Annotated in this window: 10 protein-coding genes and 1 pseudogene; 10 read left to right on the top strand and 1 reads right to left on the bottom strand. The window is 44.4% G+C overall.

All coding sequences use genetic code 11. From position 1 onward, the window contains the following. Positions 1 to 96 precede the first annotated feature (96 nt). Together THEBA_RS04360 and THEBA_RS04355 are read left to right on the top strand one after the other, a co-directional pair. Positions 97 to 2,172 (top strand): PAS domain S-box protein, encoded by a 2,076-nt coding sequence (locus THEBA_RS04360; RefSeq protein ID WP_014730605.1) that lies wholly within the window; start codon positions 97 to 99, stop codon positions 2,170 to 2,172. A gap of 2 nt (positions 2,173 to 2,174) precedes the next feature. Continuing rightward, positions 2,175 to 2,615 (top strand): response regulator, encoded by a 441-nt coding sequence (locus THEBA_RS04355; protein WP_014730604.1) that lies wholly within the window; start codon positions 2,175 to 2,177, stop codon positions 2,613 to 2,615. Positions 2,616 to 2,949: 334 nt separating this feature from the next. Here THEBA_RS04355 and ltrA read toward each other — a convergent pair. Beyond that, positions 2,950 to 4,186: pseudogene (gene ltrA / locus THEBA_RS14900) on the bottom strand (group II intron reverse transcriptase/maturase). Positions 4,187 to 6,596: 2,410 nt separating this feature from the next. Here ltrA and THEBA_RS14940 point away from each other — a divergent pair. From THEBA_RS14940 to THEBA_RS04315, 8 genes are all read left to right on the top strand, one after another. Then, entirely contained in the window at positions 6,597 to 6,992 is a 396-nt protein-coding gene (locus THEBA_RS14940) for a helix-turn-helix domain-containing protein (protein WP_081484602.1), read from the top strand. A gap of 30 nt (positions 6,993 to 7,022) precedes the next feature. After that, positions 7,023 to 7,406 (top strand): AraC family transcriptional regulator, encoded by a 384-nt coding sequence (locus THEBA_RS04345; protein WP_049794038.1) that lies wholly within the window; start codon positions 7,023 to 7,025, stop codon positions 7,404 to 7,406. 817 nt (positions 7,407 to 8,223) lie between these two features. Beyond that, positions 8,224 to 9,624, top strand: coding sequence for an Asp-tRNA(Asn)/Glu-tRNA(Gln) amidotransferase subunit GatA (gene gatA, locus THEBA_RS04340; protein WP_014730601.1), 1,401 nt, complete (start codon positions 8,224 to 8,226; stop codon positions 9,622 to 9,624). After that, entirely contained in the window at positions 9,624 to 11,066 is a 1,443-nt protein-coding gene (gene gatB, locus THEBA_RS04335; protein WP_014730600.1) for an Asp-tRNA(Asn)/Glu-tRNA(Gln) amidotransferase subunit GatB, read from the top strand. Before gatA ends, gatB begins: the two co-directional genes overlap by 1 nt. Continuing rightward, complete coding sequence (locus THEBA_RS04330) at positions 11,063 to 11,884, top strand: hypothetical protein (RefSeq protein ID WP_014730599.1); 822 nt, start codon at positions 11,063 to 11,065, stop codon at positions 11,882 to 11,884. Before gatB ends, THEBA_RS04330 begins: the two co-directional genes overlap by 4 nt. Continuing rightward, a complete protein-coding gene (hemW, locus tag THEBA_RS04325) occupies positions 11,884 to 13,023 on the top strand; it encodes a radical SAM family heme chaperone HemW (protein WP_014730598.1) in 1,140 nt (379 codons plus the stop codon). Before THEBA_RS04330 ends, hemW begins: the two co-directional genes overlap by 1 nt. Beyond that, positions 13,007 to 13,456, top strand: a complete 450-nt coding sequence (locus THEBA_RS04320) for a ferritin-like domain-containing protein (RefSeq protein ID WP_014730597.1) — start codon at positions 13,007 to 13,009, stop codon at positions 13,454 to 13,456. Before hemW ends, THEBA_RS04320 begins: the two co-directional genes overlap by 17 nt. Next, positions 13,456 to 13,959, top strand: coding sequence for a deoxycytidylate deaminase (locus THEBA_RS04315; RefSeq protein WP_041928414.1), 504 nt, complete (start codon positions 13,456 to 13,458; stop codon positions 13,957 to 13,959). Before THEBA_RS04320 ends, THEBA_RS04315 begins: the two co-directional genes overlap by 1 nt. The last annotated feature ends 5 nt before the right edge of the window (positions 13,960 to 13,964 follow it).

Below are 13,964 nucleotides of genomic sequence, written 5' to 3'. Positions count from 1 at the left end.
TGTGAGTGATACACTCTCGCAGATAGATTCTTTTGGAAAGAGCGCAGATTATACTTTCTCTAGAGCTTCATCATTCAACCCTCAAAAGGAGCCAATATGGGAAAAGAAGCACTGCTTGCGCTTGTCAATAACGCAGCTTTACTTATTACTTTTGTGGTTTTGTACACCGTCTTCTATGTTAAATCAACAACAAGTAGACAAATACCAAGGCAAATCATCTCTGGCTTCCTTCTTGGAATGGTTACAGTTGGCGTCATGCTCAACTCTTGGCAGCTCTCTCCCGGAGTAGTTTTCGATACTAGATCGGTTGCACTCGGTCTAATAGGTCTCTTTTTCGGATTTATTCCCTCCATGATTTCGGCCTCGATGGCCGTTGGCTTGAGGATATTGATGGGCGGCGAGGGAACGATTCCAGGAATAAGCACAATACTCAGTTCGGTTTCTGTGGGTCTCATCTGGCAACATCATAAACGAAGAGATTCCTGTGATCGCTCACTACTAGAGCTGTATCTATTTGGAATCGTAGTGCATGTATTTATGCTTCTGTGCATGCTTCTTCTTCCTTCTCAAAGTAGAGAAACTTTTTTTGAGATAGCAGCGTTGCCCGTGATGATAGTTTATCCGGCGGCAACAATGATAGTAGGCTGGGCAATGACGGGCCAAATAGCGCGCAAGCGGGGGGAAGCAGCAGAAAGCGAACTTGCTTCCACGAGCGAAAGGCTCGCGGTGATTGTGAAGAATTCTCCGGTAGCTATTATAAGTCTTGATCTCGACTATAAGGTTACATCATGGAATGAGGCGGCCGAAGAGATATTTGGATGGAAATGCTCAGAGGTCCTCGGCAAACCTCTGCCTTACATTCTAGAAACCCAAAAGGAAGATTACGAGAGAATGAACGTCGAAACTCTGAAAGGCCTTCCCGTTAGAGGCGAGCGCTTTGCGCAGAGGACGAAGGATGGAAGAGAAATCATTATAAAGGTTTACAACGCCCCAATTCGTGATGAAAACGGAAATCTTGAAGGAATCTTCGGAATACTTGAGGATGTGACAGAACAACATAAGGCAGAACTTGCCCTCAAGGAAAGCGAACTTCGCTTCAGAAAGTTATATATGAACATGAACATTGGAGTGGCCATATACAGAGTAATCAATGAAGGTGACGATGTCGTATTCTTGGATATGAATCCATCTGGCTGCAGAATTACTGGAGTAAATCGAGAGGAGATACTTGGTAGAAGTGTCAAGGCAATCTTCCCATCAGTTGTAGAGCTAGGTCTTTACCAGAGGCTTATCGAGGTATGGAAGACCAGCCGACCAATGCACCATCCAGTGAGGCGCTACAAAGATGAAAGAATAGACTTCTGGGCCGATAATTATATCTATCCCGATAGATCACATGAAGTCGTAGCGATATTTGAAGATGTAACTCAAAGAGAACTAATGCTCGAGGAACTAGAAAGGAGAGTCAAAAATAGAACAGAAGAGCTCGAAGCGGCTAATAAAGAGCTGGAATCTTTCGCCTACTCTGTTTCACATGACTTGAGAGCTCCTCTAAGGGCTATTAATGGCTTTTCAAAGATCATTTCAGATCGTTATATGTCCTCCCTTCCCGAAGAGGGACAAAGGTATCTCGGATTTATATCGAAAGCAGGAGGAGATATGTCCGATCTCATAGACGGCCTTCTAGAATACTCCCGAATCGGTAGATCATCGATTCACCTGAACGAACTACCTTTGAAAAGTATCGTTGACGACTGCATTGCTACGTTGAACCGGAGAATTGAAGAGGAAGGGGCAGAGGTAAGCATAATTACGGATTTGCCAACGGTCTATGCAAACCAATCTCTTCTAAAAAGAGCAGTAACTAATCTCCTTCAGAATGCGTTGACTTATCACAATGTCGGGTCGCGCCCCATAGTAAAAATATCCTCCAAACATCACAAAGGTTGGGTCTTTCTAACGATAGAAGACAATGGGATCGGAATAGAAGACAGGTATCACGAAAGAATTTTCAATGTGTTTCAGAGACTACACACTGATGAGGAGTTTCCAGGCACTGGTATTGGACTCTCGATTGTAAAGAAATCGGTTTTGCTAATGGGAGGAGACGTGTCTCTGGAATCTATACCCGGGAAAGGCTCGAAATTCACTTTGAAGATTAAGGGGGTTTAGCCTTGAAAAATGCGATCATACTTCTGGTTGAAGATAAGATGATGGACATTGAGTTGACTCTTGATTCCTTCAGGCAGGTGGGGCTCACGAATCACGTCGAAATCGCAAAGACTGGGGAAAGAGCGCTCGATTATGTATTCGGTAACGGACCCTTCAGTGATAGAGAGGCTTTTCCACTTCCTGATCTTGTTCTGCTAGATCTCAAACTACCCGGCATTTCCGGGCATGAGGTTCTTCAAGAGATGAAGAAAAGCGAACTAACGAAAAGAATACCGGTTGTCGTTCTTACTTCTTCCCGAGAAGAAGGAGACAGAGCTATCTGTTACGACAGTGGAGTAAACTCCTTCCTAGTCAAGCCAGTTAATTTCAAGGAATTCCTCGTTGTAGCCAGGGCCATTGGTGATTACTGGCTCACGATCAACGTTGGTCCTCCATTTGAATGAGTTGTAAGGCCGTGGCTCCGGTCGGAAGTTGGGGGTTCGTAAGAGCAAAAGATCAGTTCCAAGTTGCAAGTTGTCAGTTGCAAGAATGGGAACCAAAATCACAATGCAGGAACTGGATTCTGAAACAATTTCAAGCATGACGTAATCCTGGACCAACGAAGAACCGTTCTTCACTCTCTCACTCTCTTCCCAGAAAACAGCAACCCGCAAAAGCCAACGGATTCTTAATCTTCCCAGCGCACAGCGGTTCTTATGCTGGTGAGTAGCCCAGGGGGATTTCACCCCCAGGCTCTCTCAGAACCGGACTTGAATCTCTCGATTCATCCGGCTCCCATTATCCAGCCGTATAGAATATCCCCATTGTCCAGTGTACAAATAGACGAGGCTCCCTGCGAGCAAGAGTTTCTAGCCATTTACCCGCTTTTGTACGACCTCTCCTTTTCTTGTACTTGTTTCTTACCCACTGAACTAAGGCTTTGTTTAGCCGACTCAGTACTGTATACATCTCAAATCTGCGAAAGTGTCCATAGTAGTTTATCCAACCTCTTATTACCGGGTTGATTCTTTCTGAGAGTTCTTCAATACTCAGGTATGACTTGGTTTGAAGTCTCATTCTCCGGATCTTCTGTCTCATCGCCTTCTTTGCCTGTTCACTCACTGCAGGGGTGAAGCTGTAGAAGATCCTCCCGTTTCTGGCTTTGCAGCTACGGACTCTGAAGGTGTATCCTAGAAAGTCAAAGCTTGTATTTGGATACTCGCCCTTCCTTTTATCGTCTTTGCAGTAGACAATACGGGTCTTCTCTGGATGAAGCTTTAGTTTGCATTCTTCCATTCTTTCTTTGAGACTTTCAAGAAGAAGCCGGGCTTCCTCCAGAGTTCTACAGTGTATCACTCCATCATCTGCGTATCTGGCAAAGGGCTTATCCGGATGAGTTCTCTCCATCCACTTGTCGAAGGCGTAATGCATGAAGAGGTTAGCCAGTACAGGGCTTATTACCCCTCCCTGTGGCGTTCCCTTGCTCCTCTCTTCGACTCTTCCATTAGGTTTCTGAAAAGGGTGCTTTCAGCCATCTCCCTATGTAGAGTATTAGCCATGGAATCTTCACATGTTTCTTGACTGCCCTCATTAGTAGTTCATGGTCTATGTTGTCGAACAGTCCTTTAATGTCGAATTCCAGTACCCAGTCATACCGCCAGCATCTCTGCCTCGTTACTTCAAGGGCATCTATCGCTGACTTTCCCTCCCTGTATCCGTAGGAGTCCTTATGGAAGTATGGATCTACCAGGGGATTGAGATAGATTTTGGCTACCATCTGGGCTACTCTGTCCCCCACTGTGGGGATTCCCAGTACTCTCTTGCCTCCACTCTTCTTTTCTATCTCTATCGCTTTTACTGGAGGTGGAAAGTAACTGCCCGAGGTCATTCGATTCCAAATCTTGTAGAGATTGTTGTCAAGATCGGCTTCGAACTCTTCCAGGCTTACCTCGTCTATTCCTTCTGCCCCTCTGTTCTCTTTCACTTTCTTGAATGCTTCCAGTACTACTTTCTTGGGGATTTCATACGACCTCATCTTGTCTGTTGGCTCCTTCCTTGTCTCTGTTCACAGTTCCTCCCTTTCGGTTGTCTGCACAGAGTTGGTTGACTAACCTACAAAACTGGATAACACAGTCCCTTCGCTCCACTCCCATTACAGGAGCTTCATCACTACTACGGACTGTTCCGCCCCTGAATCTGGCATCGGTACTTTCACCCTCGTGGGTCTTCCACTTGCGGCTTTTCCCTTAACATCCAGATCCAGGTTCCCAAGTTCCTAATCAAAGCCTGTACCAGGGTCACGCCACCTATATGCCGGTCACCATCTGGACAGTAAGCAGGTTTCCTCCAGACTTATCCCGGGATAGTTGCACCCCCCGGTTTTGATGACACTAGTAGTTCTTACGACACGTTCACGGTGGTTCACTTGTATTCGTCTCCTCTGGTACTCACCTGACGGGATCACTGTCCCGCCTTTTCCCGTAACGTTCACTACCATGGCTCTTTACCACAGCAGCTTACGGTGGTTTGAAGCCTCCACCTGCATGGCGGCTTCGAGGGGCCCTCCCTCATCTTCAATTAAGCATGGCTAGAAGTTTCCTTCTTCGCCTTCTTGGCACACTGCAACTTAGAACTGACAACTTACAACTGATCATTCAGCGTACAGCGGTTCTTTGGATCAAGATCCTGGCCAGAAGCGAGGATGACCCGAAGGAAAAAAGACCGTCATCCCGATATGCAACTGATCGGGGGATCTGGTCTTGAAAGCGATCCAAGGATCAAGATCCTGGCAGATGTGCGAGGATGACATAAATGACTGTCATCACGTCTTACTCTTGTAAGGGATTTTGGTTTTTACCCGCCTGGCGTGTTCTTCGCCAGCCTTGCGTCCCGGCATGTTCTTCGCCGGCATGCGACCGCCAATGCTTTTCGGCGTATTGAGTCTAATATTTCTTTCTTCCTCGCGCCAGCGAGCATCACTTCCTGCCGGAGGCAGCCTTGCGTCCTGGCACGATCTTTGCCGATATTGCGTCTTGCATTCTATAACTGATCTGCCATAGCAGAGAAACGGCCATCACTTTCCACAGACTCTACAATAAAAAACTGAAGACCCTTTGGAAAGTTATGGAATGGGTCTTCAGTTATTTGGTATCCAGTATTTCTTTGGATTCTATCAATTTGAACGCCTCTCCTTCTTTTCAGTTGTGGATAGAGCTCATGTATCTCTTCAGTGCATCTGTCTTTATCTTGTCAATGTATCTATCCACATCCGCTAAATTCTCTCTTCTCTTTCTCATGATCTCACCCCCTTCTCTTTGGAGTTAGAACCTGGGATTCATCATCAAGGAACTGAAAGCACTCTCTCTTACCTGTGAAACCATCCTGTCTACTTCCTTCATGTTTCTCTTCTTCATCTTCATTCCTCCTCTTCTCCAATCAAAATCTCGGATTGATAAGTAAGTTGCTGTAAACAGTCTCTCTCTCACTCTAGATCAATCTGTCTATTGCCTTTAAGTTTCTCTTCTCTCTGAATTTCATACATGCTCCTCCTCTTTTATCTGATGTTCATTACTCTTGATCTGATTGAATCTTCAACGATGTTTGAGTAGATCTCCCTTTCTCTGTAGTGAACCTTTCTTTCTCTTCCTCTCATCTTCCTCACCTCCTTCATGGGTAATGTGGGAAGGACTCTCTTGCCAGTTTCTCTTTGAACTTTCTGACTGCTCTTTCAACGGACGCTGGATCTATCACTTTTCTCATTCTCACACCTCCTTTTTATTAATCTATGCTTCTACATTCATAATATATCACACAAAATAATCAAAAGTCAAGAAGTAAAATAAAAAAATCTTAGATAAATATAATTATTATTGGAATTACTATAATTATTTGCTCTGATATAAAGAAAAATACTGAATATATTATGGAATCAAGCAACTGCAATTGGAAGAAGTGAATTATTATCCAGTTTTCAGGTATATTATTTGTTCATTGTATTGAGAAGGATCAATTTTAGTTTTTAATTTGGCCAGTTTTAATGTTTGATTCTTTCTGCAGAACTAGATATATTTGACTAATTAACATTGAGGTTATACTATGGGCGATTTAAGATGTTTGTGCATTGGACAAGGGTAATTTCGTTGCTCGAAGGTCCAGTAAAAGAACCAGTTGGTATTAGTGGCCTTGAATCGGGAGGAGGTATTTGGTTTGTCGAAGGTTCACGCTAAGAGATCCTATTCACCAGAAAAAAGAGATACTTCACTTGAAGCTGCACCTTTACCTAATGATAGCATCCACTTCATGCTTGAAGCAGAGCGCAAGGCATCTCGACTTACATTCCATTCCAAAAGGAAAGATAAGATATGAATCAGTTCATCCCTGAGCACCTTTTACATGGCGTCTGCATATCAAGAATAAACGAGATAATGGACTACATAGGATATTAACTGTCAGAGTCACTCACGCTTGATGAGCTGTCAGATGTAGCGGGATTCTCGAAATATCACTTCCACAGAATTTTCCATGCCTCCGCTGGAAACACCCTCTTCCAGTTCATATGGAGAACAAGGCTTGGAAAAGCTGTTACACTCTTTACAAACGATCCCAATAGTACAGTTGCTCAGGTCGCAGATCAGTGCGGTTTCGCCAGCGGATCATCGCTCAGCAGAAGTATCAAGAAGCGTTTTGGAATGAATCCACTCCAGTGGAAAAATGAGAAACCCAATAAGATCAATAGCGGAGTGACTGAAAGCAATTTAGGTATTTTCGAAGGCAATGTAGATCGCCCAACATTCTTTCCCGCCTCCACAATCGTAGCATCGACAGTTTTTTTAGGAGGATGAATATGGGAAAAAGCCGAGAGAGTAGATACCGTGAATTTTGAGGAGAGTACGGTTGCTTATGTCCGCTACATAGGTCCTTGTGCCGGTGATGAGAAACTATTCGAAACCTTGTTCAACAAACTCTGTTCCTGGGCAGGTCCTCGAGGATTTCTGGAAAAGAAGAGCGCAAGTTCTCTCATCATTTACCACGATAATCCGGAAGTGACTGAAGAGGAAAAGCTGAGACTGAGCATGTGCATTACAGTTCCTCAAGACACAAGAGTAGACGGTGATATTGGAAAGATGATTGTTCCTGCAGGGGGATATGCGGTCGCACACTTCGAAATGGATTCAACCGAGTGTGCTCAGTCGTGGAACTGGCTTTACGATGTTTGCCTGCCTGAGAGTGGATACATAGCTAACGACCTTCATTAGAGAGTGCCAGGATGTGGAAAGCTCAGAAGAGGGATTAAAATTGAGAGATCACTGTACCGACAAGTAGCACTTAGAACAGGACAATCAGTTAACTAATAACGGTTCTCCGTTCTCTTGAAAGAACAACTGCAAGTTGCTAGAGCATTTGTAAGTAGTCTCCACAGACTCTGTACCATGGATCCTTTTCTGCTAACGGAGAATCAGCTTCTTTTTATTTCCGCTTCCAAAACGATTTTTGATGACCCAGATCCCGAACTGAATTGCTGATGACCCTGAACAAGAAAATTTCAGGGTAGGCTCCACAGTATGACAAAGTAAGGAATTAGTATGAGTAATACTTGATAACAGCCTCGATAGCCCTGAAGGTCCTCGTGGGTCAACCGCCTCTGTTCACAAACCCCTAGACTCCGGATGCGAGAACCCTCTTGATTCGGTCATCTGAACTTGTTTCAGCATCTCTTTTCGATAATATCAACCGAGTAAGATCCTTTCCGAGGAGTTTGGTTCGCTAATGGAATGGCAAAAAATGGAAGCCAGATGCTTATGCTTACCACAGCCATTACCAGAGATAGTCGTCTACGGAAAATGCGCCGAAAAATGGCATCGCTCTTGTCAGGACAACCGAGAACCATTATTCCCTTTTCGAGCGCAACTAACAGAGTTTCGTTAAAGCGTGCACATAGCAGCTGATAACTTCTCACTATTGGTAGATGTAATAAGATTCAGCTTCCGGCCTTCAGTATATTCGAGTTGCTCTCTTCTGTTAGAAGTGTCCTGAAAATGTTAGAATTGTCATGAATATCTGGAGGTGGCTTTCGTGACAAAGAACCCGCTAAATCTGAGGCTCTCGGAAATCATTTCTCTCGGAGACACTTACAAGTTCTACAGAGAGAGAATTGACAAATACAACAATGAACTCAATGCATTCCTTCAGGTAAGAACCTTTTCAGAAGAAAGACAGGGCTTTCCCTACGCCATAAAGGATAATATTCTTGCGGTAGGGACAAGGACGACTTGTGCGAGCAGAATACTCGAAAACTACGATTCACCATACGACGCAACAGTAACTCAGAAATTGAATTCCAAAGGTGGACAGCTTTTAGGCAAGACGAACATGGATGAGTTCGCAATGGGTTCATCAACCGAGAACTCAGCGTTTGGACCGTCGAGAAATCCCTGGGATCTGAATCGTATACCGGGTGGTAGTAGTGGAGGAAGTGCCGCAGCAGTTGCGGCAGGTCTCGCACCTTTTGCGCTTGGAAGCGATACGGGCGGTTCAGTCCGGCAACCGGCCTCCATGTGTGGAATCGTCGGCTTTAAACCTACTTACGGACTTGTATCGAGATATGGCCTGGTTGCATTTGCCTCTTCCCTTGATCAGATAGGCCCAATGACAAGATGTTCGCAAGACGCCGCAGACGTGATGTCGATGATCTCTGGACATGATTCTCGTGACTCAAATACAATAAGACACGCTCTGTCCTTCGATACTTCGCTTGGAGGAAATTTGAAGGGCCTGAAGTTCGCTGTCCCTTCGGAAATGCTTAGCTATCCCGGTCTAGATGAAGAGGTGAAGGAAAAATTTCTTTCCATAACAAGAGATATAGAGAGATCGGGTGCCGATGTTGAAGTAATATCCGTACCTTCTGTCGAATACGCCGTTGCCACATATTATCTGATTGCTCCTGCAGAGGCCAGTTCAAACCTCTCACGCTATGATGGAATAAGGTTTGGGCCGAGGCAGCAGTCGGAGGATTATGAAGGTCTGACAAGCAAGAGCAGAGACAGGGGTTTTGGGAAGGAAGTTAAAAGAAGAATCCTGCTTGGTACATTCACCTTGAGTGCGACTTATTATGATGCTTACTATAGAAAGGCTTTGAAGACTAGAAGAGTAATGGCCGGTGAACTTAGCAAAGTGCTAGATGAGTATGATTTCATCTTGAATCCTTCTTCTCCTGTAGTCGCTCCTAGGATAGGCGAAATAAACGACCCACTGGCGTATTACTTGATGGACATCTATACGATTCCAGCAAATGTCGCTGGATTGCCTTCGATCTCAGTTCCTGCAGGTTTTGTTAATGGAATGCCAGTAGGTGTTTTGATAACGGGCAAGAGATTCAGTGATGTCTCCATACTTGATGCCGCCAAAGGAATTGAGGATTTGTCTCCCTCTTTTAGTAATGGATTGGCGATCATAGCAGAAAGGTGGACAGAGTAATGCTCAGAACTGTGATCGGACTGGAGATTCATGCTCAACTGAAAACAGAAACGAAGGCCTTTTGCAGCTGTAGAGCCGATGTTTTCGATCTCGAACCTAACACTGCAATTTGCCCAGTGTGCACAGGGCAGCCAGGTACTCTACCGGTGCTTAACAAGAAAGTAGTAGAATTCGCAGTTTTGGCGGGAATCGCTATGAACTGCACTATAAACAAACGTTCTGTCTTTGATAGAAAGAATTACTTCTATCCTGACCTACCAAAAGGTTACCAGATAACACAGTATTTCTTTCCGATTGCAGAACACGGTTATCTCTATCTGGAGAACGAGGAAGAGAAAAGAAAAGTGAGGATTCGCAGGATACACATTGAAGAAGATGCTGGCAAAATGGTGCATCAGGGAACGGATTCTATAACCGGATCATCGGGAAGCTTCGTGGATCTCAATAGATGCGGTGTTCCTTTGATAGAAATCGTAACCGAGCCCGACCTCCGTAGTCCCGCCGAAGCCCGAATCTTTATGGAGCTTCTTAGAGACACTCTGAGGGCGCTGGAGGTATGCTCTGGAGATATGGAGAAGGGAGCATTACGCTGTGATGCTAATATCTCGATGGTAGATGAAACGGGACGAAGCTCTAACAGAGTAGAGGTAAAGAATATCAATTCATTCAAGTTTGTTGAGAAGGCGCTTGAATTCGAGCAGGAGAGAATCTCAAAGGCGCTCGCTTCTGGGGAAGATGTTGCAAAAGAAACAAGATCCTGGAGCTTTTCGTCCAAAGAGACTTTTTCAATGAGATCGAAGGAGGAAGAAAACGATTATCGCTACTTCCCTGAACCGGATCTTCCAGTTCTGGTAGTCAGTGATGAAGTCATCGAAAGGATCAAGGGGAATCTTCCCGAGCTACCATGGGAGAAGATCGACAGATTTGTTGAGCAATACTCGCTCCCGAGGTACGACGCAAGTGTACTCTCTTCAGACGGGGACATCGCTTCATACTTTGAAGAAGTCGCTCAGGTCACTGGAAAGCCGAAAGAGAGTTCGAACTGGATAATGGGAGAGGTATTGCGACTCATGAATGACAAGGGACTTACCATCGAAGAGGTTAAGGTAAGTCCGGAGCATTTCAAAGAGCTTTTCGATTTAATGGATAAAGGAAAGATCTCCAACAAGATCGCCAAAGATATCTTCCCGACAGTTGTTGAAGAAAAGAAGTCGCCCAAAGAGATAGTAAAAGAGAAGGGGCTTGAACAAATAGACGATGCTGAGGTAATCGAAGATGCCCTTCAAAAGGCCATGGCTAACAACCCCGCTGCCGTGAAGCAGTTTAGAGAGGGGAAAGAAGGTGTTCTTGGTTACTTCGTAGGAGCTGTAATGAAGGCAACGAGAGGTAAGGCAAATCCATCAAAAGTCAATGAAATCGCAAGGAGGGTGCTCAAAGGTTGAAGAGAGTTTTATGTCTGTCACTTGTATTGCTTTCTGGGATTCTTCTTCTTTCCGAAACCCAGTTAAAGCTCAACAACGCAGGATGGAGTGTTTCAGCAGATATCAGGGCTTACGAGGACATCTATTTGACTCTAGCATTGGCTACGGGAATTCCCTACGTTGGTGTCACGTATGTTGACAGTTGGGAGGAGTACTCTACCGGATTTTTGAAGTTGAAAATCCAGGACGGCGTTTTCAGAGGATCGTTGTTGGCCAGTCACGAAGGTCTATTTATGGGAGTCAGGTATGTGTCTAACACTAATCAGATTCCTATCTTCTCTCACACAGCTCTTGAACTGGAACTTTCGACGGTTAGTAAGATGAAGTATCTTGTAAGAAACTGGGTTCGACTCCCTTTAGGTCAGCTTAACGGAGGATTAAGTGTCTTTCTTCACGGAGAGGATTCTTTTTCATTCAACGATGTTGGTCTATACCTTTATGCAAAAGAATATGAGCGAAGTCTTAGAATTAGAAACATGGAAAGCAATGTTGTCGCAACTGTTGACCTTAAAACAAACGACTCGCTAGGCGAGGTTGGATATGGTATAGGTATAGGAATGAACTACTTGTCCTTCGATCCCGGACTGGCCTTCGCAGGCAGCTTTATTGTTCCCGCAGGCGATTTGAGGCTTATGCTTTCTCCTACCGTAATGGTGAGCATGCGTGGAATTGACGCTCAAATACTTATCTCGAAACTCGGGAGTGATGATTCAATCTTTGCTGGAATCTCGGTAACAAACTTCAATCTCAACGGGATCTTCATGAGGCTTATTTTCTGATGGGTATGGGACTCTATATCCATATTCCTTTTTGCGCGAGGAGATGCTCATACTGCGACTTTTGCACGGTTGAGTATGATGGTAATCTCGTACGACAATACCACGACTTGCTGAAGAAGGAAGTAGAAATGTATCCAGCTTCAGAGAGGGTTGAGACTCTTTACTTTGGAGGAGGTTCGCCTTCCTTATATCCTGTTGAGCTTCTTAGGGATTTGATGTCGTTCATTTCCTGCTCATTTGATGCCGCGCCAGTGGAGGTTACAATAGAGGCCAACCCTTGGGAACTCAATCTAAAAAACCTTAAGCAGTGGAGGGATATTGGATTCAACAGGCTCTCGATCGGTATACAATCATCGGAAAGGGAGATCCTCGAACGATGCGATAGACCGGTCCCTAAGAATCTCAGAGACAGACTGATGGCCAGCAGAGATATCTTTGAAAACCTTAATCTCGATTTCATTCTAGGGTTGCCTGGAGAAAACGAAAGCAACGTTGCCGGAAACCTTGAAATGATTAGCGCCATAAATCCGGATCATGTATCGTACTATGTTTTTGATTCTGACCACGAAACTAAATTGATGCGGCTTGTCCATGATGATATCATTGATTTACCGAGACAAGAAATAGTAGAAGGCCTTCACGATATTATTCTTGATTCTTTAAGCAAAATGGGGTTCAGTAGATATGAGATCTCATCATGGGAGAGAGGACGTCGTGAGTGTCTTCATAACCTCAAGTATTGGCGAAACGAGCAATATATGGGCTTTGGCGTTTCAGCCGGTAGTCACTTCGATAGAAAGAGGTACGTGAATACTTCCGATCTCCTTGAGTATCGATATCTCGTTAATCTTCGAAGGAGACCGGTTTTTGAATTGAGGGAGAACTCAGTCATTCAAGAGGTTTTTGAAACGCTTTTTATGGGACTAAGACTGATGGAAGGCGTTGATTTATCAAAGCTGGAACTTCCTGATGAGTTGAATAATACTTTGGTCTCCGAGCTTAGAGCTCATCTTGGTGACTACCTTTCGCCAGATAACAGTCGAATAAGATTGAACGATAATGGAATGGACTTTTCTAGAAGCGTTCTGGAGAAGCTTATCGATATCAAGGAGGAGATGGTGATTGCTTTCTCCACATGAAATACTTGAGTTGGCAATGAAAATCGAAGAAGTCGGGGTAAGCTTTTACAGGGAACTTGCAGAAAACGTTGAGGATGAAAATAAGCGTTCACTCTTTAGATATCTTTCGAAGCAAGAAGAAGGACATGTAGAGACATTCAAGTTTCTGCTAAGGAAATTTGAAGAGGAGTCCCTCGAACTCATAAACTGGGATGATTCAGAGGCATACGTTGAAGACCTGGCAAATGGTAGTGTTTTCTCCAGAAGTCTTCATGATTCTATGAGCAGTTCCGATTATCAGAAGATAATTTCTCTTGCAATTGAAGCTGAGAAGAAAAGCATAGCATTCTACGAAAGCATTCAAAAAAACGCAAGATTTACCACAGCAGATGCCCTTAAGAGGATTATCGAAGAAGAGAATAACCATATTGAACTTCTGAAGGGAATGATATGATGTCTGCAGAAGATCTGTCGGATTTTCTTAAGGGTTTCTCCACACACAAACCGGAAAGTAAAACGGAGAGCTGGGATTCATATTTCATGAGACTTGCCTACCAAGTTCGGGAAAGGTCCAGCTGCCACCACAGGAAGGTCGGAGCTTTGATTGTTAGAGAGAACAGGATACTATCTACGGGTTATAACCAACCACCTTCGGGATTTCCACACTGCGATGAAACCGAGTGCATTCGAGACGCTCTTGGAATACCTTCCGGTCAAAACCAGGAAATTTGCTATGCGGCCCATGCCGAGCAAAACGCGATTGCACAAGCAGCGAAATTTGGAATAGCGACCAATGGATCAACTATTTATGTAACTCATCGTCCGTGTTCGGTTTGCGCTAGACTTATCATAAATGCTGGAATAAAGAGGGTCGTTTTTTCTGAGGGATATCCTGACCCATTGACCGAGTTCATGTTTGAAAAAACAAATGTCACGATGACACAATTTACGAAATGAATGGG

It is taken from the genome of Mesotoga prima MesG1.Ag.4.2 (assembly GCF_000147715.2).
GTDB lineage: Bacteria > Thermotogota > Thermotogae > Petrotogales > Kosmotogaceae > Mesotoga > Mesotoga prima.
Note: the sequence above shows the minus strand (reverse complement) of the source record. Positions and strands in the feature narration are given on the sequence as shown.

Bases quoted from the DNA above. Each gene is read 5' to 3' on its own strand.
- THEBA_RS04360 (WP_014730605.1), top strand. From the start codon at position 97: ATGGGAAAAGAAGCACTGCTTGCGCTTGTCAATAACGCAGCTTTACTT.
- gatB (WP_014730600.1), top strand. From the start codon at position 9,624: ATGCTCAGAACTGTGATCGGACTGGAGATTCATGCTCAACTGAAAACA.
- hemW (WP_014730598.1), top strand. From the start codon at position 11,884: ATGGGTATGGGACTCTATATCCATATTCCTTTTTGCGCGAGGAGATGC.
- THEBA_RS04315 (WP_041928414.1), top strand. From the start codon at position 13,456: ATGTCTGCAGAAGATCTGTCGGATTTTCTTAAGGGTTTCTCCACACAC.